The organism is Rhodothermales bacterium, from assembly GCA_040221055.1.
Lineage (GTDB): Bacteria > Bacteroidota > Rhodothermia > Rhodothermales > UBA10348 > 1-14-0-65-60-17.
This window is the reverse complement of the sequence record JAVJVN010000015.1, coordinates 115,122-139,584: the sequence shown is the minus strand read 5'-3', so window position 1 is coordinate 139,584 and position 24,463 is coordinate 115,122. Positions and strand designations below refer to the sequence as shown.

The following is a 24,463-nucleotide window of genomic DNA, read 5'->3' as shown; positions in this document are numbered from 1 at the left end:
GACCATGCACCTGACCACTCCTGACGCATCCATCTTCGTGGCCGGCCATCGTGGGCTGGTGGGTGGCGCCGTGTGCCGCGAACTGACGCACAAGGGCTACACGAACCTCCTGACCCGCACCCGGGGTGAACTGGACCTCCGCGACCGCGCGGCCGTGGACGCTTTTTTCGACGCTGAGCAACCGGAATACGTGGTGCTGGCCGCGGCCAAGGTCGGAGGCATCCTGGCCAACGACACCTACCCGGCGGATTTCCTGTTCGAGAACCTGGACATCCAGTCGAACGTCATCCATGCGGCGTTCCGTACGGGCGTCAAGCGTCTGGTCTTCCTCGGGAGCACGTGCATCTACCCGAAGCTGGCCCCCCAGCCGCTGAAGGAGGACTACCTGCTCACCGGACCGCTCGAGCCCACGAACGAGTGGTATGCCATTGCCAAGATTGCCGGCGTCAAGATGTGCGAGGCGCTGCGCAAGCAGCACGGGGTGGATTTCGTGAGCCTCATGCCCACCAACCTCTACGGCCCCGGCGACAATTTCGATTTGCAGTCCAGCCACGTCCTCCCGGCGCTCATCCGCAAGTTTGACGCGGCCCGCGGGACGGGCGAGGAGGTGGTGCTGTGGGGGACGGGCACGCCGCGCCGCGAATTCCTGTATGTGGATGACATGGCGCGCGCCGTCGTGCACGTCATGGAGACGCCGGAAGATGCATTCTTCGCTGCCGCTCCGAACGGACTCATGAACGTGGGATGCGGGGAGGACATTCCCATCCGGGAGCTGGCGGAACTCGTGCAGCGTGTGGTGGGTGGCTCATCCTCCATCTGGCTCGATACGTCGAAGCCCGACGGCACGCCGCGCAAATTGGTGGCGGTCGAACGGCTGTTTTCGCTGGGATGGCGCCCCGAGGTGTCCCTTGAGGAGGGCATCCGTCGGACGCACGCCTGGTACCGGGAGCACGTCGTGGGAGCCTAGTGGACTATGTTCCGCGTGCGCAGGAACGTGACCACCGGATGCACCAGGAGCGGCCGTATGCGGTAGGGAAGCGTCGGGTCGACGGTCGAAAACGCGTCGCGTGAAGCCTGGTTTTCGTCGGTGAAGGGCTCAATGAGCAGGGCGTTTCCGAGCGCCTCGAAGATCTGCATGGCGTCGTCCCGGGTGGTCCAGGCCACGCGGGCGGCCTCCGGAACGGTCAGTGTGAAATGCTCCAGCAGGGCTTTCAGCATGAGGATGTGCTCGCCGGGCAGATCGGCCAGGAAGCGGAAACTGATGGGTTCGAACCGGCCCACTTCAATGGTGTCCTCCTCCACGCTCGGCGTGATGGAGCGGATCCAGTAGAAGAGGGCCATCAGGATGTTCGGCCCGACGTGGTCGTGCAAGCGCTCGAAATACACGTCCTGCAGGATGCGCTGTACGTCTTCTTCGCTGTCGGCCCGGCGCATGCGGCGTTTCAGCAGGGTGGACGGGTTCGCGGGGGGCAGGAAGCGGAGGGAGAGGCCGCTGCGCCGATGCCGGCCCATGACCAGCTTCTCCAGGCTGGCCCGCGTCAATGTCGACAGTGGATGGTGGTTCACGAGACCGGAGGCCGAGGGCTGCGCCTTGCCGAACACCTGCCAGGCCGATGCCGAGCAGGTACCGATCCACAGGACCCGCGAATCGGTCTGCGACATGAAGGACAGGAACTCCGAGAACAGCCGCATGCCTCCGATTTCGCGGAGGAGCAGCAACTCCAGGTGCTCGATGAGGACGACGGGGATGGGCTCGGCGGTGGCGGCGTCGGAGGGCTCGGCGGTGGCGGCAAGGACGTGCTGGGCCAGTTCGCGGAGGGTCCGGGACGTTGCCTCCTCCAGGCCCAGCTCCCGGCACAGCATGTCGACCAGCGCGGCCTCAGATGACACACGCTCCGTAAGGTTGATGGCCATCAGCCGATCGCCCTCGAAGACGGTCTTGCGGAGCACGTTCAGGAAAGAGGTCACGCCCTGGCCGGGCTGGGCCGTGATCATGAGGGACTGGGTGAAGCCCCGCGCCCAACGTTGGCGGTGGGTGGCGACGGCGTCCCGGTCGGCCACGCGTCCCACAAGCATGTCGGCATCCTGGACGGGTGCGAACGAGAACAACCGTCGGTACACGACCGGGACGCGCTCCAGCGCCTCATCCAGCCGCAGCAGGGCCTCGATGGTTTCCTGTCGTTCCAGGCCGGTCGTGACGGGGGCGCCCACCGCTTCGCGGCCCAGCCGGATGAGGCGCTGGGCGTGGCGCCGCGCGCGGCGACCGTAGCGGAGAGTCATCAGACGGGTCCACCGCGCGCGGCGCCCCGCCGTCGCCACCACCCCGCGTGTGCCCGTGTCGAACCGGTCGCGCAAGTCCAGCAGGTACTCGTCCACCTGCCGCTGGACGCGCGCCCGTTCCTGGACCCGGGTGCCTGCCTGGGCAAAGGCCCGTGTAATGTGCGCGGCCGTTGCGTCAAGGGCATCCTGCATCCGATCGGCCTGGGCCAGGAGGCTATCGGAAGAGCGGGTCAAGCCTTTCAGCGCCAGTTCGCGGATATCCGCCGATCCGGAACGCTCACCCGCGGCATCCGCCAACAACTCCAGCGCCGAGTCGATATTGAAGCGGATGATGGACGTGATTTCCCGGTCTTCCGCGCGAACGTCGTCCAGCCGGGCCACCAGGGGCTGCATGCATCCGCGGAGCGCATCCAGGAGCGGTTGCCCGAGCGCCTCGACCACATCGGCCAGGTCCACGGCACGCGGTTCAGTCTGGATATCCACCGCCCGGGCATCCTCCGGAACCAGTCCGTGCAGGTGGAACACGGTCGGCTCCTCCAGGTCGGGTAGCAGGCGGGACGCCTCATCGGCCGGAATGGAGGACATGGCATTCACGAACGTGTCCCGGATGAATCCGGTCAGGAGGCTCCGGTCAATGGCGTCAACGGCACGCTCGCGGATGGACCCGAGCGCCGCGGCAACATCATGGGCCGCAAGGGCGTCATCGACTTCTTCGGCCAGTTTCGCCAGCGTGGCGGCGGCGTCCTCATGCAAGCGTTGGAACGGGTGCACGGCCTCGGCCGCCAGCCGATCCAGGATGCGCTGCCGGGCGGCGACGGCCTGGTCGGTGAATCCATCCAGGCGCGAACAGAAACGGTACCGTTGGACCACCTGATCAAGCCACGTCCGGCTCCGTTCCGACCGGTCCTGCAGTGTGCGCCAGGCGCGGTGCTCTGCCGGGGATCGTCGTTCCGGAATATCCACGGCCATGAAGGTGTCGTCCCGGTCCAGGCGGGTCCGGAAGGCCTCCTCAAGGGCGACTTCGGCAGCCGTCCAGGCACCGGGCGTGCCATGCTCCGCCAGTTCGCGGGCGGCGTTCCTCAGGGCGGCGGCTGCCGCTGACAGTCGCTCACGGCACACCTTCCATGCATCGGTCAACGGCCCCTGCTCCTCCGATCCGGCCGCCAGGCGGGCGGTCCGTTCCAGGGACATCAGGGCATAAAAGGCTTCGGTCAATTCCCGCTCCGTGTGGGCCGTGGTCCAGAGAACCGTCTCCAGCACATCGTGGACGAGCGGGACAATCCGGTCCGGTGCGGCCTGGGTGGCCAGCGTGAGGGCGTGGCCCTGCGGGCGGAGGTGCTGTTCGTAGGGCTCGTTCCGTTTTCCATCGAAAAGACGCCGACGGAGCCGGATCAGGGCCTTCCGGGTGCGCCAGACCAGCGGATCGTCGTTCAGCGGTGCATGGAGGGAGGGCGGTTCGTCGATCACGACGGATGCCGGCAGGGCCGAAGCGGCCTGCTCCAGCCGGTGCAGGGTCCGTGCCGTCAGGGTCTGGATGGCCATGAACGGTTCCTGATCGGCCAGATGCGTGCCCAGGGGCACGAGGACGGAAGACGTAAGCCCGGAATGCGCCGTGCGGGCCCGTTCAGCGGCTTCGGCCGGCCGTTCCGGCACGTCGGTCGTCCACCCGTCCAGCAGCCGGTCGACTTCTTCGGCCAATGTGCTGTACCGGTCTACCAGCGGACGCCGCACGTCCGAATCGAGCGCCGCATCCAGGCTCCGCAGGAGATCGCTGGTCGCCGTATCGTACGCATCCAGCAGTTGGTTACGCATGGTCGGTCGCCTCCGCATCCCAGAAGAGACCGGCCTCGCGGAAGGCCGCACGGGCCCGCTCCGTGATGTCGCTCATGAGCAGGAATTCGTGACGCGTATCGATGACATAGGCCTTCACTTTCAGGTGTGTCACCGGATCCTTGTCCCACTCGTCGAGCACGATCACCACGATGGGCTTGTTGCGGTACACGTACCGGGAACTGGCCGCCGCATCGTACGCAATCTTCTTCGCGTGTTGTTCGTCCACCCACGCCGGCAGGTACAGATCCGTGACCACCTGGCAGTCCAGTGCGCCGGCATTGGCGTTGGCCACCTGACCGTCCACGACCTGCGCGTTGGGCACGGTCACCAGGTTGTCGTCCGGGGTCACAATGCGGGTGGAGCGCAACCCGATGGCGGTCACTTCGCCGTATGTGCCGCCCACGCTGATCTTGTCGCCCACCTGGAACGGCCGGTCCGAAATGATGACCAGGCCCCCGAAAATATTCTTCAGCAGGTCCTGTGCGGCAAATCCGACGGCCACGCCCAACGCAGCCGTGGCGGCCAGCAGGCCCTGCGCATCCACATCGAACACCACGCGGACGACCACGAATACCGCGAACGCCCACAGGAAAATCCGGGAAATCGGGACCAGGCGCTTGAACAGCAAACGCCGTTTGGCGCTGCTTTCGGCCAATTTGTCCAGGATCCATGTCAGGATCCGGACGACGAAGTAGGTCAGCAGGAATACCACAAGGGTCCAGAAGACCCGGAGCCCGTAGTCCTGCGCTGCACCCCGGGCCTCACCCAGGGTGACCGGCGCCGGATCGTTCGCGGCCGTGGTGGCCTCGGTGTAGCCCTGGATGGCGGATGCCAGTTCGGACAATGCCGCTGCCAGGCGCGCCGCATCCGTGGTATCGGCGGTGGCCACGGCTGTTCCGGATTCGCCAGCGGTCTGCGCAGCGGCCCGGAACGGCACGATCCACAGACCGGCGATGAGCACGACGAGCAGCAGTACGACGCGGATTTGCATGGATGCCATGTTGCAGGATTGCATGGAGGCAATATAGTGTGTTGTATACTGTCAACGTTCAATCCGCACGACCGACACCCACATGCCATTCCAGGACGCGACGCTCCAGGACTCGCTCGCACGACAACTCGCTGCGCCGGACTCCGCGGCGCTTTCCGATTCTACGCTGCTGGCCGAATCTGCCGCCGCCGACTCGCTGGATACCATTGGCGCCATTGGCCGCGACGTCGGAAATACGGTATCCATGCTGCTCTCGGGGGATGTGGAAGGTGCGTTGAGTCGCGTGGAGGGGGTCTGGCAATTCCTGCTCATCCGCTTCATCCCGGATTTTGTCAGCGCCACGCTGGTCCTGGTGCTCATGTACCTGGTCTACCGGCTCATCCGAAAGGCCACCGAGCGGGGATTGCGAGGCAGCACGAGCGTGGACAAGGGGCTGGAAAGCCTCGTCCTCAAGACCATGACGGTTGTTGCCTGGACATTCATCATCATCATGGTATTGGCGCAGTTCGGGGTGAATGTGACGGCGCTGCTGGCGGGTCTCTCGATTGCGGGTATTGCTCTCGGCTTTGCCGCCAAGGACAGCCTGGAGAACTTCATCTCCGGGATGACCATCCTGATTGATCGTCCGTTCCGGGTGGGGGACCAGGTGGACGTGAACGGGACCTACGGGACCGTCCAGGAAATCACACTCCGCTCCACGCGTCTCCGCACGCTGAATAACGAGGTCATGGTCATGCCCAACATGCTCATGATCAACCAGAAGCTCGTGAACCACTCCATCCGGGGACTGCTCCGGATAGAGGTGATGTTCGGGATTGCCTACAAGGAAGCGCCGGATGAAGCCCGTCGCGTCGTGCTGGCCACCATCGAGGGAGACAAGCGGATCCTGGAAGACCCCCCGCCGAGCGTGGCCGTCACGCAGCTCAACAATTCCAGCGTGGACATGGCGCTGCGCTTCTACGTGCACGAAACCGCGAACGAGGTCCCCATCCGGTTCGAGTACACCGAGAAGGTGTTCTACGCGCTGCGTGAGGCGGGCATCGAGATTCCGTTCCCGCATCTGCAGCTGTTCATCGATGGGGCCAAGGCCCTGAAGGACATGCCCTGGGGGCCGCGCTGATCGTGTGGGAAATCGACCTTTCCGTGTGGAACATGGTCCTGTTCGCCGTGGCCGGTGTGGTGACGGGGGGCGTCAACACCCTCGCGGGGAGCGGATCGCTTATCACCTTGCCCATATTCGTGTTCATCTGCGGCCTGCCGGCCCCGGTGGCGAACGGCACGAACCGGATTGGCGTCATCCTGCAGACCGTAACCGGACTCGCCACCTACCGGGGGACGGGGCGCATGAACCTGGACGGTGCCTCTCGTCCCGTGGTCAGCGCCCTCGCGGGAGCGCTGGTCGGCTCACGTATTGCGGTGGGCCTGGACGCAGAGACCATGAACCTGGTGCTGGGCGTGCTCATGCTGGTCATGCTGGTCATCCTGGTGGCCCGGCCCTCGCGCTGGATCCACGAGATGCCGGTCTCCCTGGAGCGCAGCCGATCGCCCGTGGCCGTTGTCGTGTTCTTCCTGATCGGGGTCTACGGCGGGTTCATCCAGGCTGGCGTCGGCATCTTCCTGCTGGCCGCGCTGGTGCTCATTTCGCGCTACACGCTCTCAAGCGGCAACGCCGTCAAACTGCTTATCGTGGCCGCCTACGGCCTGCCCACGCTCGCCATCTTCCTGTGGTACGACCAGGTTCATTTCGGATACGGCCTGGCCATGGCCTTCTTCCAGTCCATCGGAGCCTGGCTGGGCGTCAAGTACATTGTCCCCATGCCCCACGCCGACGTCTGGATCCACCGGCTGCTCATTGTCATGGTGGCGCTGGCCGCCATCAAGTTCCTCTCCGAATTCTGAAATCCCCTCAATCCACGCCCGAACCCATCCCGACCTGGTATAATCCACGCCCGAACCACTCACTGCACCGCCATCACATGCGAATCCGTGCCCTTGCCGCCCCGGGACTGCGCAAACAATACGTACGTTCCCCGAGCCAACCGGTCCACCGGCAGCGCGACCTCACGGATGTCCTCCGGCCCCGTCGTGAACACCCCGGACCACACCCGGCGGCCCAACACATCGTGCAGGGACAGCTCCACGGTGTCGTCGGACGGCAACGCCACCCGCGCCGTGCCGAGCGTGCGTGACGGATTCGGATAGACGGACAGGATGTCCACGCCGAGCGGTTTCTGGATGCCCAGGTCCACTGGCGGCCAGCGGCCCGCTTCCAGCCGGATACTGGTCGATGCGACGCTCAAACCCCCGTCTGGCCGGCTTGCGGTGGCCCGCACCACGTGCACGCCCGCGCCGTCAAAGGTGGCCGATGCGCCGAGCCCCGCCTGCGTTTCATCGCCGATCATCCACGTCACCGCGGCGTCGGGCGATGTCGTGGCCGTGAATGACCATGCCCCGGGCGCATTGCCGGGCACGGCCAACAGGCCGAGCGGGGGCGGTCCGAGGGCCGGTGGCGGTTCCGGTACGACCCAGGACAGGCGGAGCACGGGACGGACCGCAATGTCGGGATGGTCCGACGAGAAGAAATCCACGCCATCCGCCGCGCGATCGAACTCCTGCGCGATCACGCCGAAATTCGTTTCCGGATGGTCCACCCACTGCTGGAAGAGGGCCACCCCGTCCTCGTTGAAGGTCAGCGAACGGGGACCTGTGGTCGTTGGCCGGTACTCCGCCACCACGACCGCCGAGCGATCCGTTGGTCCCTGCGCGCCCGGGACCGCCCAGGGCACGCCTTCCGCGGCCACTTCCCAGGTTGCCTGCATTTCATTCCATGGCCGGAGCAGCGCGTAGACCGGATAGGCATCCCCGCTGGTATTCGAAATCTGCACGTCCATGGCGGCGCCGGTAATGGTCACGCCTGCCGGAATCCCGGTCAGGTCCCAGCGCAGGAGCGTGGCGTAGTCCGGGTCGCCGTCGACCTCCAGGTTCGGGTCGGCCCCGTGCGCCGTGGTGGGCGCGTCGGCCTTGATCTTGGTGTCCGTCATGCCGTCGTATCCGTTCACACCATTCACGAGTGCGCCCGTGACGGTGTTCGGCTCGCGGACATCAACGGGAAGGGACAGGACCGTCGTGGCACCGAGGGCGTCGGTCAACCGGACGGTGACCTCGGCTGCACCCGGCGCTGAAAACACGTACGATGTGGTGGCTCCGGTGGCCGTCGTGCCATCCGGGAACGTCCATTCGGCGGTGACCGACCCGCCTTCCGGGTCGACCGATGCGGTGGCGTCGAAGCGGACGGTCAACGGGGCGCTGCCCGACGGCCGGTCCACGGTCACCAGGCCATCCGGGGGCCGGTTCTCAAATGTAACCTGTGAGGTTACGTATTCAAGTTCGAGGGCCGGCCGGATATCGGCCGAGGCGGCCTCGGAGGACGCCAGTTCGATCCCGTCAGTACCCTGTCCGGCGGGCGCCAGGACCAGCCCGAAGTTCTTTTCCGGCCGGTCGAGCCAGAATTGGACCACCTGCAGGCCCGCGTCGGTCAGTTCGATGAAGTGCGTCCCCGATGAGGGGGCCGTCAACACACCCAGGGGGACAATGCCCCGTCGCGACGCATCGGTGGGCTCGGCCGCGTCCCAGGGTTCGGGGAGGCCGTAGAGGTGGAATGCATCGACCGAGCCGTTCGTGAGCCGCACGCGGATGCGCGCATCCAAAACGAATGCAGGGGAAGGAATGCTGGTGAGGTCCCAGCGGAGGAGGGTGACCGCCAGGGGATCCCCGTCGGCCTCCAGGATGGACTGGGCGCTGTTGTCGACGGTCGGGGCCACCGCGTCAATCCATGTATCCTCGGCGGCCGGGATGACCGCTGTCTGTGCGCGGGCGCTCGCCGAGCCGAGGATGAGCGCGGCGAGAACGATATGGAGAAGACGGTTCATGCGGAGGGTTTCGACCCGATCGGACCGGAGTTAAGGTGTCCGGCAACGTCCGACGACCCGTTCTGCATGAAATCCCCTTTAATACCCGTTATTGCAAGGCGATCTGTTTGATAGTCCGTTATTGCACCCCGATATTGGGGGATAGCCTATTCTTCAGAGAACCAGAACCGATCCGGGACCATGGTACATACCAAAGCCCTCCTCGACGTCAGCCCACCCCGCGAAGGCACTTCCCGCCACGTCCGATTTCCGGGAGAACTCAGCGACTCGGTGTCGACGCTCGATTTCCAGAATGACCGGCTCAAGATGTTCTCCGTGGATGCGGCGGCCATGGATTCCGAGAACGGCGAAGCGCTGATTGAATCGTTCGAAGGCGATACGCCGTTTTCCAAACTCGTCGTCTATTCCACGTCCGACGACAAAAGCTGGGAGAAGCTCGGATTCCATTCCGAAGGCTTCATCCGTGGATATTTCCGCGGCGGCGACGACGCCTATCTCTGGGTGCGCTACTCCGATGAAGAACGCGCCCTTGAGGAGAAATCCAAGGAATTCGACGACATCGTTGCCCTGGCCCAGGACAAGGACGAAGACACGCCCTCGCTGGCCGACGGTCTGCGGACCCGCCTGGCATCGGAAGTCGACGCCGAGCGGCTGTCGAATCTGCTGAACCACACGTTCGACGCATATCCCAAGGACATCTCTCCCGAGGAAATCCGCCGGATGATCCTGTCACAGCGGACCGTGTACCGGGTGGCCATGGACGAGGACGGCGGCATCGTGGCATGTGCCACCATTGAAATCGATCTGGGCAACCGGACCGGCGAGGTCACCGAGTGTGCCACGTACGAACCGTACCAGGGCAAGGGCCTCATGGGATACCTCATCCGGGAGCTGGAGGAAGACGTGAAATCACGCTACGGCATTACGGACCTTTATTCCACGGCGCGCGCCCAGGAAGTGGGCATGAACATGGTGCTGGCCAAACTGGGATACGAGTACACGGGTCGTCAGGTCAACAACTGCCGCATGCCCGACGGATGGGAGTCGATGAACGTCTGGTGCAAGAGCACGGCTTGACCCCTCAACCCCGTCCGCGGGTCTTGGTCTTGCCTTCCTTCGCGTGCTTCTCGACGAACGCAATGACCTTGTCGGCCACGTTTATTCCGGTGGCGCCTTCAATGCCTTCGAGCCCGGGTGACGAATTGACTTCGAGCACCTTGGGTCCCTCGTCGGAGCGCAGGAGGTCCACACCGGCCACGTTCAGGCCCATGATTTTGGCCGAACGGACGGCCGTATCGCGCTCGAGCGGGGTAATCTTGACCTTGCTGGCGGTGCCACCGCGGTGCAGGTTGGATCGGAATTCTCCGGTACCGCCCTGACGGATCATGGACGCGACGACGCGGTCCCCGATGACGAAACACCGGATGTCGGCGCCGTTGGCTTCCTTCACGAAGTGCTGGACGAGGAATTTGGTCTTGAGCGTCCGGAACGCCTCGATGGTGCTTTCGGCCGCCTTCTTGGTTTCGGCCAGGATGACCCCTTTGCCCTGGGTGCTCTCGAGCAATTTCACGATGAGGGGTGCGCCGCCCACCATCTTGATGAGATCGTCGGTAGACTTCGTGGAGTGGGCGAATCCCGTGACCGGGATGCCGATGTCCTTGCGCGACAACAGCTGCAGGCAGCGGAGCTTGTCCCGCGACCGGCTGATGGCCACCGATTCGTTTATGCTGTACACCCCCATCATCTCGAACTGCCGGACGACGGCCGTGCCGTAGAATGTGACGGACGCACCAATCCGGGGAATGATGGCATCGAACCCGGTGAGATCCTCTCCCTGATAGTGGATGGCGGGCTTGTTGGCCGCCAGGCTCATGTAGCAGAGCAGGTGGTCAATGACTCGCACGTCGTGGCCCCTGGCCTCCGCTGCCTCGACCAGTCGACGCGTGGAGTACAGCTCGGAGTCACGGGAAAGGATGGCAATGTTCACGGAGGGTTGCTTGGTTCAGATGGGGGGATGTGAGGGCGACCCTGCAGGAAGGATTTGGCCGGGTGGACGGTCATCCGGCCCTGCATGGCTTCCCTTCCCAACAGCATGCCGAATTTCATGCGTTTGCGGTTGGACAGGGAGAGGTCAATCAGCCAGGTCACCGATCCGATGACCATCCGGGTCCGGATGAAATAGCGATCCTGGCTATGCCCCGTGGAACTCGTAACCGTCCGCTTGTCGTGGATATCCGCCACGCAGACATGGCCGTCGTGCGCCTTGAAGCGAACGCGCTCACGCCCTTCTTCTTCGAAGGTTTCAATATCCTCGGCGTGCAGGGACGATGACCGTGCGCCGGTATCGACCTTCGCCTTGAGCCCCTTCAGCCCGATGTCGGGCAGGGCCACCCATTCGCGCCATCCGACGGGGATATCGGGTCCTGTCCCGTCGTATTCAAATTCACGCATGCTATTTCAACCACTTCTCGTCCACGTAACACCAGCCCCACGTCTCACCGGGCTCGATTGAACGCATGACGGCGTGCCCGGTCTCCTGGAAGTGGCGCGTGGCGTGCTTGTTCTTGGAGGAATCGCAGCAGCCCACGTGTCCACACGTCATGCAGACGCGGAGGTGGACCCACGAGTCACCCTGCTCCCGACAGGCCTGGCAGACGGTCGGTTCGACGACCTGGACGGGGTGGAGGTCCCCGGTGTGCGCGCAGCCGTCCCCTTTCAGCACGAGTTCGACCGTCATGGATTCCGGGGATACGGTTGATGCGGCATGTGCGTTGGGCGACCCCGTGCGGATGGCCTGCAGCAGTTCGTGGATGGCGTCGGCCGGGCGCTCGCGGCTCTCCAGGATGCGCTCCGTCAGTTCCAGGATACTCTCCAGTTCATCGGCCGCGACCAGGTCGGCCCCGGCATGGCGGAGTCCTTCGACATCCGAACGGGACCGGGTACGCGCGATGATCTGCATGTCCGGGTTCAACGTGCGCGCCACCTGCGCCACCCGATGGGCCATGCCGGGCAGGTCGTCCGGGATGACCAGGATGGCTGCCTTCGATACGTGGGCCAGTTCCAGGGTCCGCTGCCGGGAATAATCTCCCCGCAGCACGGGAATGCCGATGTCTTCCGCCTCGGTTGCGCCGTGGGGGCTGAGCGTGAGCACGACATGCGGGATGCCCTGTCCGTGCAGAATGCGGCACAGCACGCGCGCCCCGTCGCCGAATCCGGCCACGATGACATGCCCGGACAACTCCGGCAGATGGCCGTGGACCATGTCCGGGTCGTCGGTGTCCGGCGCGGGCGCATCGTAGGGCGTGAGGCGCTCGCGAAGACGGTTGCCGAACGAGTTGAGCGTCGGCGTCAGGATCATCACCAGTACCGTGGCCGCAATGAAGGTCTGGCTTCCGGCTTCGGCCATGCCGGCGGGATAGAGCCCGGCTTCCCGTCCGGTGCGCTCGAGTACGAAGGAGAACTCCCCGATCTGGGCCAGCATGAAGGCCGATCCGGCCGCGATGGGCAGGGGATATCCGAGGGCACGCACGGCCACGCCGGTGGTCACGACCTTCAGCACGATGACCAGCACCACCACACCCAGCACGAGGGGCAGGTTGCCCATCAGGAATCCGAGATCCAGCAACATGCCGACCGATACGAAGAACGTGGCACTGAACAGGATCTGAAGCGGCATGATTTCGCCCATGGCGTGCTCGCTGAACCGGCTTTCACTCACCACGATACCCGCCAGGAAGGCGCCCAGGGACAGACTCACGCCGGCCAGGCTGGTCAGGTACGCGGTACCGAAGCAAATACCGATGACCGTCAGCAGGAACAGCTCCGCCGAACACGTCCGGGCCACTTTCTCCAGGAAGATCGGCATGATGCGCCGCGCCACCAGCAGTACGGCCACAATGATCAGGACCGCTTTTCCGAGGGCCCACGTGATGGCGAGCGGCGAGCCGCCGTCGCCCGACAGGAGCGGCACCAGCAGGACCATGAGGATGATGGCCAGGTCCTGGAAAATGAGCAGTCCGAGGCCGACCTGACCGTGGGGCTCGTCGATTTCACCGCTGTCTCCCAGCAGTTTCAGTACGATGGCGGTGGAGGACAGCGCGACGAGGAAGCCCGTGAACAGACTGGCCTGCCACGATACCCCGAAGGCCAGCAGGATCCCCATGGTGAGGACGGTGGCCAATCCCACCTGCAGCCCGCCGGCGCCGAAAATGAGCCGCTGGATGCGCGCCAGTTTTTCCAGGCTGAATTCAATCCCGATGGTGAACAGGAGGAGCAGCACGCCCACTTCGGCCGCTGCGTTCACGATTTCGGGGTCCGATACAATGCCCAGTGCCTTCGGCCCGATGATGACGCCTGTAATCAGGAAGCCGACGATCGGGATGATGCCGAGCCGGTAGCAGAGGTAGGCGATGGCGGCGCTGGCCAGGATGAGCAGCGCGACGTCGACGAAGAAGGGTGGAACCGTTCCGGCGGCGAAGACAGGCATACGTACATGAAGAGAGGTTGTGGGTACCTCAATGTACTGCAGAGTGTCTGTCTTGTACCTCGGGGGGAAGTCCAACAATGCAACGTCCAGAAGCAAAAGGACGCAGGAAGACGCAATATAGAGACTTTAGACGACGTTATGGAACAATGTGACGTGAGTGGATTTGAGTAGAAGCAAGAGAAAGCTTTACCATATGCTTTACCATGGCAACCATTACAGCCGTCCTTTGGACCTATCAAGTAAATCCGGACGGTACGTCCTCAATAAGGATCAGGGTTGCTGAGGGAGGAGAAACTTCCTATCGTTCGACAGGCTTGCGAGTTAAGAAGTCGGAATGGAACTCGAATAAGGCAGAGGTACGCCGAAGCCATCCCAACGCAGCTATACTCAATGCGTCCGTCTCAAAACTGATTTCAGAAGCTGAGGGGATTGCCCTGGAATTGCAGACGAAAGAGGGGCTCTTTGAGGCCAAGGACATCACGGAGCGACTGGTACGCGGGAAACGCACATCAAGCGATGACATCTTTAAACTCGCAGACTCTCGCATAGCGGAGTTCCATTCCACGGACAGTCCGCATCCAGCCAGACGATACCGATCCGTGTTCAACAAGCTGAGAGAGTATCACGGCGCTTCAGACCTTCCATTGACACGCATTACGCCAGCATTTCTGCGTGCCTACGAGGGGTTCCTCTACCAGCACTGCAAGAACAGTCAGTCGACCGTCGCGTCCGACATGAAGGCCATTCGAGCGATTGTCAAGAGAGCCGTGCGGAACAACGAGATCAAGCCGGAAGACGATGCATTTCTATGGTACTCCATCAGAGAACCCCGGTCTACGTCGGAACGACTGAGTATGGAGGAGATCAGTAGAATCGAACAGCTTCAGCTCGAGAAAGGCAGCAGGGTTTGGCACGCCAAGAATTGCTTTCTATTCAGTTTTTACACTGCTGGAATGCGGTTTACGGATCTGTGCAAGTTGACGTGGACCTGTGAGAGAGGAGACCACGTGGTATACACCATGCAGAAGTCCGGCAGAAGAAAGCAGATACGGCTGGTTCCTCAAGCAAAGGAGATACTGAGGCACTATCGACCTGAACACCCTGATCCAGCCCGAAGGGTGTTTCCCCTGATCGCTGACGAACTGGATGAAGGCAAGAGCAATCTGATGAGACCGATCTCCTCTCAAAATGCCATGGTGAATCGCAATCTCAAGAAGATTGCCCGTCTCGCAGGAATCGACATTCGCCTGACATTCCACACGGCTCGACACTCATTCGCTGACTACATGAGGCGGTCCAACTCGTCGCTGTATGACATCTCAAAAGCGATGGGGCATTCGGACCTCAAAATCACAGAGCGATACTTGGCATCGTTCGACGAGAGCGGATTGGACAAGGAGATGGATCGGATTTTCGGGTAAGCCACAATCGCCACCCGTTCGAGTGGCAGGGGGTTTAGACGATATGGTTCTACTGAGGGCAGGATTGCCGAGCGCATGTCCCAATCTGATGATCCAAAGGAGTGATATACGGAATTGCGATATCTGGAGACAAATTTCGCAAGACGGTGCGAGTAGGTACTCTCCGGCTTAATTCCGTACAATATGGGCAGGTCAATCCACTAAACAGGCCCGGAATTGCATACTGGTTGGCCGTAGAACACATGTTATCCGGAATTTGTGCCTGTTCTCTCTGAGTGCGTTGTTATAACCTATGGCAAGCCTTTTAACAAGAATTGTCACTATTTGAAGTACACTCTCGGAATATTCGCGTTTTGCATAGTCACGGCAGGATTCACATCGGGTCAAGCATTCGAACGCCAAGTGGTGCTCGCTGCTTCCAGTCCTATCCTCCAGGTTGAGACATCGCCAGACGGATGGACTGTCGTGCTGGACGTTCAGGGCAACGTCTATCATTCTCGCAATTTCAGTTCCTGGTCTCTCGAGCGTCTGGACAGTTTCAGCTCGATGGCCCTGAATGTTTCTACGGACTCTGTTGCCTATGTGAGTGGGGTCCGACAAGGAATCATTTCCCTACGGCCGGATCAACTGGGGTGGAGCAAACCTGATTTCTCCTTGCCGAACGTAGGACGGGTGTTCGACTATACACCAGCCGGTGCGGACACTTTGATATTGCTCGGTGATCAGTCGATTGAAGTATCCGTTGACGGAGGTGCTAATTGGCATACCAGGTCCGTTCATAGTCGACCAGGACCTGGTATGCTGGAATCGGGTGGCATATTTAAGGTAGCGCCACAGACGTATGTCGCACATACGTTCGATTACCAAAGGGAGTCGTCCGAAGTTGTGGAATCCCGAGATGGTGGTTGGACTTGGGAGTCTGTCATGCCAGATTTGTTTGCTCGCCTGCAGGAGGCATTTCGGGACGAAGCGGGAGCGACTTATTTGGTCCACTCATCAGGTATTTTGAAGCGACAGGCAATGGAATCACAGTTTGCACCTCTCTTCGAAGATCGGCTGCCGTTTGTCATCTATGACGCCGCGTACTCATCCGGTTTGGGGATGTTGGTGGCTGCTGGGCCAGATGGATTGAAGCGAATAGAGCTGGAAACGCTGTCAGTCACCACCGTCGATGCTGGTGAGTGGGTGGCTACGCACGTATCCATTATCTCGAGCAGTGAGTTTGTAACAACGGGAAGACAATTTGAAGACTGGTTGTTCCACTGGGTGCTTTCTTCACCAACCTCGGTTGAACCAAAAGCAGATATACATGGAAAGGTATTTGACGTATATCCCAATCCTGCACATGGGACCATACGCCTGAGGCTTCATGATGCGCGTTCTGGTGTAACAATATCTGTCTTTGATATGGCTGGTCGAAAGGTATACGCCACGGACCATGGTCGAACCACTTATCGAGAAACCATTGATATCCATCGGCAACTTGTACCCGGGGTCTACCTTGTCAGAATTGATGCAGACGGCACCTCACAATCAGAAACCGTCGTTATTTTGAAGTGACGCATTGGAATTCCGGATAACAAGCGCATGTTGCGGACTCGCACGACTGGCTGAGGCGGTCTGAATCGGTTACTTTCTGGCAGGGGAGCGTTTGCTCGCCGCAAATCCGCCAGCCGTTATGACGCTCTGTTTGGGTGGTATTACCTATTGAAGCTTGTAGATCCACGCTGTATGATGGTCCGTCACCACATAGCTTAACATGAATAGATTATGAGCAAGCCAAAGGCATTCATCAGCTTTCAAATGGAAGACAAATGGGCGCGGGATTTTTTGGCTCAGCATGCCAAGGACAAGCGGAATGACATTGAGTTCTATGATTACTCTGTCCAAGACCCGTTTGATTCAAAATGGAAGACCGAGTGTAAAAGGCGAATCGGCCTAACAAAGGGAACGATAGTACTCATTGGACCGACAACCTATCAGTCCGAGGCAGTTCTGTGGGAAATTGCCGAAACCGCTCGGCAAGACCATTACATATTTGGAATCCAAATTAACCGGGAGAAAACGCACGTTATTCCTAGCGGGTTGCCCAGTCAAAATGTGATTCGATGGGACTTTACCCAGATCGTTAAGTGGCTCAATACTTGGGTGTAGTAGATGTACCTCGACGAAATAGCCGAGCTCATCCGAAGTGAGATACCGACTGAAGCGGTACCTGAAGGTGATTCCGTTACGCTTTTTCGGATGTATGCAGTTTTGTTGAGAGCTAAGGGAGCGGAGGTTTCAGAGTGCGATGTACATGATGCGTGGTCAGCATGGACTGCTGCATTTGACAGTGATCATCCTGCATTGTTGAGGTATGAAGACCTAGATAGACCGACCCGTAAATTAGATGAGGTTTACTGCGAGGCGATACGCCGAATTGCATTTCAACTTGGGGAAGAGTCGCAGCCCGCACCGGCATTTTCAAAGATTCTGTTTCCTTCCGGGCCACCCAAAACAGAACAAGACAAAACGGATGTGCTAGAGTTGTATAAGATCATGGTCAGCAGCTCTGAAAGCTTAGTTGGTCGTCGTCAAGGTGTTAACACGTTTTTTCTAACCATTAACGGTGCCTTACTAACTGCGGCTGGTCTCCTAGTGCAAAATGCAGGCGCTGACAATCTTATTGCAGCAGGGATTGCCATATTGTTTTTGACTGGCGCCATTTTGTGTTTAGCCTGGCGGAGCTTGATCAAATCTTTTGGCCAGCTCAATCGAGGGAAGTTCAAAGTTATTAATACGATTGAGAGCCATCTCAAAACGGCGATTTATGCTGCCGAGTGGGAGGCTTTGGGAAGAGGAGAACACCCCAGTATTTATCGATCCTTCACTTCTAGAGAAATATGGGTTCCAAATTCACTATTCTTTCTACATGTCATCGCACTAATTCTTTCAGTACTCTTTGTTTTCGATTGTCTTCCTGTTTGAGTTTCGTCGCGTCATAGCAAGCGCATGTTGCCGACTGGCACAACTGGCAGTGGCGGCTTGAAAGGATTACTTTCTGTTATGCGAGCGTCCGCTCGCCGCAAATCCGCCAGCCGTAGTACGTACTCGCCAAGTTTAGCCCTTGTATCTTCCTCAACGTTAGTTCACTTAATATGACATGCAATGAAAGGCTACTGGGCCGAAATAGCAGAATCTTTTAGACAGTCCCATGGACCATCGTTTTCGTTGGTTTCGCTTGTGATTGCACTCGGAACATGGTTTGGCCTGTCTGACGTCAAAGTTGGACTGAAGTGGGTAGTCCCGTCGGTGCTGATCGTCGTCGTGATGCTGATGATCTTCATCAATTTGTCCAGTCGAGCTTTTTCTAAAGCCAGAAGCGGTTTGCCAAAGGTAAAAGCCTCTTTTGCTCCCTCTTCTCATCAGCAAACGGCAGTCGCCGGATTGTTGCTGGAAAGATCTGAGCTTTTTGGTCACGAATCGCTCATTTCTGTTTTCATGAAGGAAAATGATTTTGAACGGCTAATTGGGTATGGATTCGTGACAACCATACAGGAAAATGGATTAATACAAGTACTGGTGACCGGTAGTCTCGTTGACGAAGAAGATGACGTTTGGAAGTTAGTTGCTAATCAAAATGTGGATACACTGAAGAAGTTGATGGTGAAAGCAACAGTGCCAAAGTTGCTCCTTAGTAATCAGTTATCCTAAATCTCAAACGCGGTCAATGAAATGAAGGAAATCAAAATTGCGAAGGTCATCAGTAACTACAAATTGGCGTTAAACGCAGGTTCAACTGACGGTGTAAAAAACGGTCAACGATTCCTGATATATACGTTGGGGGATGATATCGTAGATCCAGATACCGGTGAATCTCTCGGTCAGTTAGAAAGAGTGAAGGGAACAGGAAGGGTTACTCATCTGCAAGACAAGATTTGTACCATTACCAGCGACATGAAAGTGAGTGTTGGCAAAACCTTTAGGAGATACACGGAACCGTCTTCCTTGACGACCTTGGGTAGTCTTTACAAGTACTTCGAGCCTCGGGAAGTAGAAGAAGAGTTGCCGCCTGAGCCAAGCCCATTCGAGGATCCTGAAACAGGGGACTTGGCTCGTCCCGTATAACAAGTGCATATTGCGGGCTCGCAGTTCTGGCGCGCCGGATTTAGGGAAAGCCTACACCGTGAGTATCGAATCAAGCATCTGCATTTCCACAAGCGACTTAGAGGCTTACATCAATGGATCTCAGCCATTGTTTCACCTAGTAGAATGTCCTACGATTGGGGTTGTAGGGAGTTTTAGGCTCAGATAGCTAATAGTGCCTATTCGGTAGCCCAGATGTTAATAAATGTAGTCGATTGTCAGTAGCATCTTTTAGGTAGCAAACGGCCCGCATTCTGTTTCCGATTTCGTTCCGGTTGACCTGGGAAAGCGTCCGAATGGTGTCATTTTCGAATAGGCGTATCGATACTTGATCTCGGGTATATGGAACCTACAAAGGGGGAGGGGCTTGGGGTCAGGGGGTAGGCGGGAAAAGGCCCTTCAGTTCGTTCAGGATCTCGCTGCACGGCACGCCATTCTTTTGGGTAGTTCTGTAGGGGGCGGAGCGATGGAGGGCGGTGCGAACCATTCTCGAGGCCGTGCGAGCCTGATCGCTCGAAAGGTGTTCTCTGATGACAGCGTCGATCTCACCCGGATACAGGCTCTGCAAAAGCATGGCGACCCCGTAGTCAAATAAAAAGTCTTTCGGTTTCAGCGTTCCTGACTCCGAGTAGGCGGTGAGCCATTCAAGGTGTTGATTCCTCATTTTTTACCACCCTAAGAGTTTTCTGAACTGTTTGTCCCGGTATCGCGTTAGCAAATCGGGTGTCGCCAGCAAATCTCCCAGGTATCGGATGCCCAATCCGCGTTTGATGACATCGATCTTCTTGAGGGTCACTTCAAACCTGAGTGTACCAGATTGCGGAAGCTTGGCAGCGTGTTCCAGTAGCACGTTTGGAGTATCAGAAAGCTTTTGTTCAAGTTGTATCCGCTTCTCATATACTTTCAAGGATCGACTGCCATTCGACCACATGTGCGTCGTGTCGTATGCTCTGTGAGTCATCTGTGATGGCGGAATGCATTGCCCCAATACTTCGAGGCAGTCCCGATGGTCATATGGGAAGAGGTGGTCTTTGGATATCTCAATTTTACTTATAACCGCATTCTCAGGGTCAAATTGAAACCCCATGCCATCAAGGGATGAATGCAAGTCGTCGATTGCGGCCCCAAGCTCGGAGACAGGACAAAGTGGGAAGTTGAATGGGCCGTGGCGTTTGCTGACGAAGCAATCAACATGGCACTTGGGTCGTACGTGAGGATTTGGTTGCCGAATGACCACACGAAACCAAGGACCATTCAAGTATGCTGCGCCACCATAGACAACACCGGAAGACTCACACTGAAAGAGTCCTGTGGGTGGGGTGGAATTGTCGTACGTGATCTGAAAGCACTCAGGACCCTTGATATTGTAGTCAGGCAGGTAAAGCCTTAACCAGTCAACTCCATCTGAAATGGGATAGTCTGGATGCAAGTGGAAAGAATCGTTGCTTTCAACTCTTGTTATATGGCCGAGGGCAGTCGTAGTCATTCGGCACACCTCCTTGCCCTTTCAGTCATATAGGCGTCAAGGTCAGACTTCCGGTACCGGACAGTTCTTCCCACCTGTACAAAAGGTAGATCTCCACTCTGCCGGAGCCGCAGTAGCGTGGAACGGGACAATGAACTGTACTTCTCTGCCTCTCGCTGAGTCAGAATGGGAGCGACCTGGGCTTCAGCAGAATCCCTTGGTGACTTGAGTTCTTGCTTGACGACCGTGGAGACGGCATCGAGAATAAGGCGTCGTAACTCTTCTCCTTGGACAAGGAAGAGTCCGCCGGGCTGATATGGAGCGTGATTGTTCATGCCCCAATGATCGCAACCCAACTCAGATCACAGCGAAAACATGGTTTACTTGTTCTGTAAACGTCGTTTACTTCTGCGCTCTTTCGCCCAACGATGATGAGAGGATTTCAGGCTCTGAACACCACCGTACCTGACCCTGACATCACTCGACTCACATAGCTTGACATACCCATCGTATTTGTCAGCCCATGTAACGTATTTCTGGAACAGGACATTTTCCAGATACACAAAAAAGCCATCCCGACTTTGAAGGATATCGCGAAGGTCAGAGATGCTGTATTCAGAACGTACGACATCCGGATTAGCATTCGGTCGCTCAAGTATCGCTGTAGAGCCGTGTAGTTCAAACGTAATGCGTTCCTCAACGTCCGTGTAGTCTGTCACGATCTTGGCGAACCGTCTCGTCCTGAAAAACGTGGACCGGGTTTCCAAGTGGTAGAGGACTCCTCTGATTTGGCGGTCAAGAAGGCCGGACGGATGAAAGAGAGATAGCATGGACCGCGTGTCTCGTTCTCTATCCTCCGAGGGAACCACGGAGCTATAGCTGTGATTCAGGTGATGCCAGAATTGAGAGAGCTGGTCTTGTTGCTCCTTTTCTTTCGATGCCTCTGTGCACTGCTGAGCTATCACAACGAGTAGCCTTCGTATTTCGGCCAAGATCTTCCGGTCGGACTTCAGTAATGTCAGCAAGCGGCGCTTGAGTTGATCCCGATAACCTACAAGAGCCGTGATCCGCTCAGCAATGTTGGTAGAAATGCCATCGGCAAGTCGCTCATGTCGATCATACCAATCGTCCCCGTCATACTGGGGCAGGTGATCTGTTACGATTGTCGGAAGAGTTGCCGCAAACGAGGACTTTCGGTCGGCAAAGAGCGGGTACGCCGGAAGTTGGAAGGCGAACGACTGTGGTTCTACGTCCTCAGGAAGGGAGAAATGCCAATCGTCGGGCAATTCCACGACATCATACCCGTGCGTACGGGCAAATTCGTCGACGTTTTCAGCTGAAAGCTTTACCATATGCTTTACCACCTAAAAAGAAAGCAGACGTAACACATTTTATTACAACATGTTACGCCTGCTATGTGGTACCTCGGGGGGGAATCGAACCCCCACGTCCTTACGGACATACGATTTTGAGTCGCATGCGTCTACCAATTCCGCCACCGAGGCAGGTGGGCACGCAATTTACGACGGTTCCGGTCGTTTTTCACGCGACCGTCGCGAAGAATGACCGAAGTTGCGCCGCACGTCGCCTATTCGGGGGTCCGGAACGGCAATTCCGAACGTTCAACGAGCCCGGCTTCCACGACCCCGAACAACCCGATCATGATGGCTTCTGCGGCATCGTGCCGCAGGGACGTAGGCTTGGGCAGGTCGGACCATGCCACGACGAGGCGGGCCAGGCGGTCGGCATGCCGCTTTGCATCTTTTCCCGATCGTTGCTCGCGATCCAGCAGGAAGACTTCCCGCCAGGCGTGCGCATGGATCTGGCGCGTGAAAATGCCCCGCCGGGCGGCCTCATGCAACCATGGTGGGGCCAGGTCCCCGCCCCCCTCCACAATGAGCCGCGTAATCGGATGTCCGGCGGCATGGGATTCGGACAACAGGGTGTAGGCCCCGCGCTTCAGGCGGGCCCGGGTGCCGAAATTCGTGGAGCGGAACCAGAGCAGCCGCCCGGCGGCGCCGAAGCAGGCGAGCCCGGAGCGCAGGCCGAGATCCACCGCCAGCACACGAGCGGGGGGAGCGCCGGAGTCGGGTTCAGACACCGAATTGCCGCAGGTGATGGTCGAGATGCTTGTACATGCCCCAGCCGACTTCCTCGCGGGTCATCCGTCCGAACAGGTCGTGCTGGAATTGCGACGCATTGTTTGCGCGCAGGGCGTTGATTGCATCCATCAGCGCACGCCGGCGGACTTCGAGGTCTTCCTCCCCGTCCATGACATATTGGGGATGGGTACGGACATCCTTGGGGTAGGGCTTGTCGTTCAGGACCACGCGCTTGATGAGCCCCCCGATCATGCGGATGATGAACGGTGTGCCACGGAGGGATTTGCCGTTGGCCACTTCGACGACCTCCGTACAGTGAGCCAGCATCTGGCCGGCGGTCATGGTGCCCCACTGGCGCTGTTCGTCGGATTGCACGGCGTTCACGCGGGCGATGAGGTCCTGGTAGACAGCATCGTCAAACAGATTCTTTCGTTCCATGGCAGCAGGGCGAATGGTTGGGCGGGGCGGGGCAGGTCAACGCGAAGGAATCAGAATCAGGTCCTCCTGGGGAGGCGTGAGCCACTCGGCGCCGGTTTCCGTGATGACCACCATTTCTTCAACCGAAATGGTCTTCGTGGTGGAGTCCGTGAGCATCCAGGAGTGGAAGCCGTCGAAGGCGAACGTCATGCCGGGTTCAAGCGGTTGTGATGTGCTGCGGCCGGACAGGCCGGGACCGCTGTCATGGGCCCAGTAGCCTACCGGATGTCCCGTCCCCCACATGACCGGGATGGATCCGTTGGCTTCCATGACCACCCGTTGGGCAGCATCCACATCGGCTCCCGTGGCGCCGGGCTTCATGGCTGCGAAGGCGGCGCGGTTGCCTGCGCGGGCGGCTTCCCACTTTGCGAGTGCATCGGCCGGGGCTTCGGTTTCACCGGGAGCCAGGACATAGGCGAAGCGCTGGATATCCGTGACCCACATGTCATGCACGCGGATCCCGAAATCCGTCTGGATGAAATCGCCCGGCACGATGACGCGATCCGTCGGGTGGGAGTGCCCGCGGTCCATGCCGGAATTGATGGCCGGGTTCTGTTCGGGCGACCAGCCGTCGCCCACGCCGGCGGCGGCCATCTTCTCTTCCAGGATGTCGGCCAGGTCCCGGTCCGTGGTGACGCCCGGCACGACTTCGGCGTAGGCCTCGACCTCCCAGCGCGCGGTCAGTTCAGCCGCCCGACGCATGATATCGACTTCGGCCGGCAGCTTGACCGACAGCCACGTACGGACCAGGGGCTCGGCGGACGTCATGCGGGACGTCCACATGGCCGGAAGGCCTGCCATCATGCTTTCGTACTGCGTGTGCGAGAGCCCGTCGGCAATCGGGCTGCCTCCGGTATTGATGCCGATGACCGCCGGGTTGAAGCGTTCGAACTGCGCGGCGACTTCGCCCCACAGGCCGACGCCGCGGCCAATGGATACGACCTCATCCAGCATGTTCTTTTCGGCCAGGGCCGTGGATTCGCCAGCGGGCGAAACGGCCACGGAATACAGGGAGGAGGTGTTTTCGGTTGAACCTGAGCCTTCACCTGCCTGGCGGAAGAGCAGGAAGGCCGCGGTGCCGCCCGCGTTTTCGCATCCCACGTGGCGGGCAAGCGGATCGTTGTTGTTCTCCCGGCAAATGATCATCCATGCGTCCATGCCGTGCCGTTCCATGGCGGCCGGGAGCAGCGTATCCAATCGCTCGGCACGGATTTCGGGCCAGGGATCGCCGGTGAACAGGCCGGCATCGGCTCCGGGGGTGGCATGCGGACCGGGGGGTGGGGCGCCGCATCCGGCAAGGACGAGGAGGGCCATGATTGCAGGCACAAACCCGGCGGAGAGCGGGAGGGAT

The 24,463-nt window shown here is 59.4% G+C and carries 19 protein-coding genes and 1 tRNA gene; 9 read left to right on the top strand and 11 right to left on the bottom strand.

Annotated elements, in window-relative coordinates; genetic code table 11:
- Window positions 1-4 precede the first annotated feature (4 nt).
- On the top strand, window positions 5-967 hold the full coding sequence (locus RIE53_10350; GenBank protein MEQ9105089.1) for a GDP-L-fucose synthase: 963 nt from the start codon (window positions 5-7) through the stop codon (window positions 965-967).
- Here RIE53_10350 and RIE53_10345 read toward each other — a convergent pair.
- On the bottom strand, window positions 964-4,092 hold the full coding sequence (locus tag RIE53_10345; protein MEQ9105088.1) for a hypothetical protein: 3,129 nt from the start codon (window positions 4,090-4,092) through the stop codon (window positions 964-966). The two genes, RIE53_10350 and RIE53_10345, sit on opposite strands and share 4 nt — an antisense overlap.
- Window positions 4,085-5,128 carry a mechanosensitive ion channel family protein gene (locus RIE53_10340; GenBank protein ID MEQ9105087.1) on the bottom strand — a complete coding sequence of 348 codons (1,044 nt, stop codon included), beginning with the start codon at window positions 5,126-5,128 and terminating at the stop codon, window positions 4,085-4,087. Before RIE53_10340 ends, RIE53_10345 begins: the two co-directional genes overlap by 8 nt.
- A 58-nt stretch (window positions 5,129-5,186) precedes the next feature.
- Between RIE53_10340 and RIE53_10335 the strand changes: the two genes are divergently transcribed.
- Together RIE53_10335 and RIE53_10330 are read left to right on the top strand one after the other, a co-directional pair.
- Window positions 5,187-6,224, top strand: a complete 1,038-nt coding sequence (locus tag RIE53_10335; GenBank protein MEQ9105086.1) for a mechanosensitive ion channel family protein — start codon at window positions 5,187-5,189, stop codon at window positions 6,222-6,224.
- 2 nt (window positions 6,225-6,226) lie between these two features.
- On the top strand, window positions 6,227-7,003 hold the full coding sequence (locus RIE53_10330; protein MEQ9105085.1) for a sulfite exporter TauE/SafE family protein: 777 nt from the start codon (window positions 6,227-6,229) through the stop codon (window positions 7,001-7,003).
- 59 nt (window positions 7,004-7,062) lie between these two features.
- Here RIE53_10330 and RIE53_10325 read toward each other — a convergent pair whose 3' ends face one another.
- On the bottom strand, window positions 7,063-9,033 hold the full coding sequence (locus tag RIE53_10325; GenBank protein MEQ9105084.1) for a DNRLRE domain-containing protein: 1,971 nt from the start codon (window positions 9,031-9,033) through the stop codon (window positions 7,063-7,065).
- Between the two features lie 180 nt (window positions 9,034-9,213).
- On the opposite strand from RIE53_10325, the gene RIE53_10320 reads away from it, so the two are divergent.
- Window positions 9,214-10,110, top strand: coding sequence for a GNAT family N-acetyltransferase (locus RIE53_10320; GenBank protein ID MEQ9105083.1), 897 nt, complete (start codon window positions 9,214-9,216; stop codon window positions 10,108-10,110).
- Window positions 10,111-10,114: 4 nt separating this feature from the next.
- On the opposite strand, the gene rimK is transcribed toward RIE53_10320, so the two are convergent.
- The 3 genes from rimK to RIE53_10305 are packed head-to-tail and all read right to left on the bottom strand — an operon-like array spanning window position 10,115 to window position 13,519.
- Window positions 10,115-11,020 (bottom strand): 30S ribosomal protein S6--L-glutamate ligase, encoded by a 906-nt coding sequence (gene rimK / locus RIE53_10315; protein MEQ9105082.1) that lies wholly within the window; start codon window positions 11,018-11,020, stop codon window positions 10,115-10,117.
- Window positions 11,017-11,484 (bottom strand): RimK/LysX family protein, encoded by a 468-nt coding sequence (locus RIE53_10310; GenBank protein MEQ9105081.1) that lies wholly within the window; start codon window positions 11,482-11,484, stop codon window positions 11,017-11,019. The genes rimK and RIE53_10310 overlap by 4 nt, the downstream gene beginning before the upstream one ends.
- Window position 11,485: 1 nt before the next feature.
- Window positions 11,486-13,519, bottom strand: coding sequence for a cation:proton antiporter (locus RIE53_10305; protein ID MEQ9105080.1), 2,034 nt, complete (start codon window positions 13,517-13,519; stop codon window positions 11,486-11,488).
- Window positions 13,520-13,722: 203 nt separating this feature from the next.
- Here RIE53_10305 and RIE53_10300 point away from each other — a divergent pair, with 203 nt between their 5' ends.
- From RIE53_10300 to RIE53_10280, 5 genes are all read left to right on the top strand, one after another.
- Window positions 13,723-14,940: a site-specific integrase gene (locus RIE53_10300; protein ID MEQ9105079.1), complete on the top strand. Its 1,218-nt coding sequence runs from the start codon at window positions 13,723-13,725 to the stop codon at window positions 14,938-14,940.
- Window positions 14,941-15,864: 924 nt separating this feature from the next.
- Window positions 15,865-16,500 carry a T9SS type A sorting domain-containing protein gene (locus RIE53_10295; protein ID MEQ9105078.1) on the top strand — a complete coding sequence of 212 codons (636 nt, stop codon included), beginning with the start codon at window positions 15,865-15,867 and terminating at the stop codon, window positions 16,498-16,500.
- Window positions 16,501-17,097: 597 nt separating this feature from the next.
- Entirely contained in the window at window positions 17,098-17,910 is an 813-nt protein-coding gene (locus RIE53_10290; GenBank protein MEQ9105077.1) for a hypothetical protein, read from the top strand.
- Window positions 17,911-18,090: 180 nt separating this feature from the next.
- A complete protein-coding gene (locus tag RIE53_10285) occupies window positions 18,091-18,636 on the top strand; it encodes a hypothetical protein (protein ID MEQ9105076.1) in 546 nt (181 codons plus the stop codon).
- A gap of 21 nt (window positions 18,637-18,657) precedes the next feature.
- On the top strand, window positions 18,658-19,050 hold the full coding sequence (locus RIE53_10280) for a hypothetical protein (protein ID MEQ9105075.1): 393 nt from the start codon (window positions 18,658-18,660) through the stop codon (window positions 19,048-19,050).
- A 1,863-nt stretch (window positions 19,051-20,913) separates the two neighbouring features.
- Here the strand turns inward: RIE53_10280 and RIE53_10275 are convergent.
- The 5 genes from RIE53_10275 to RIE53_10255 form a co-directional block, all read right to left on the bottom strand.
- The gene (locus RIE53_10275; protein ID MEQ9105074.1) at window positions 20,914-21,825 is read right to left on the bottom strand and encodes a hypothetical protein; all 912 of its coding nucleotides are present in this window, start codon (window positions 21,823-21,825) and stop codon (window positions 20,914-20,916) included.
- A 126-nt stretch (window positions 21,826-21,951) separates the two neighbouring features.
- Window positions 21,952-22,038, bottom strand: a tRNA-Leu gene (locus tag RIE53_10270).
- 83 nt (window positions 22,039-22,121) lie between these two features.
- Window positions 22,122-22,634 (bottom strand): hypothetical protein, encoded by a 513-nt coding sequence (locus tag RIE53_10265; protein MEQ9105073.1) that lies wholly within the window; start codon window positions 22,632-22,634, stop codon window positions 22,122-22,124.
- Window positions 22,627-23,073: a DUF1569 domain-containing protein gene (locus RIE53_10260; protein ID MEQ9105072.1), complete on the bottom strand. Its 447-nt coding sequence runs from the start codon at window positions 23,071-23,073 to the stop codon at window positions 22,627-22,629. Before RIE53_10260 ends, RIE53_10265 begins: the two co-directional genes overlap by 8 nt.
- A gap of 36 nt (window positions 23,074-23,109) precedes the next feature.
- Window positions 23,110-24,426 carry a M24 family metallopeptidase gene (locus RIE53_10255; GenBank protein MEQ9105071.1) on the bottom strand — a complete coding sequence of 439 codons (1,317 nt, stop codon included), beginning with the start codon at window positions 24,424-24,426 and terminating at the stop codon, window positions 23,110-23,112.
- Window positions 24,427-24,463: the final 37 nt, after the last annotated feature.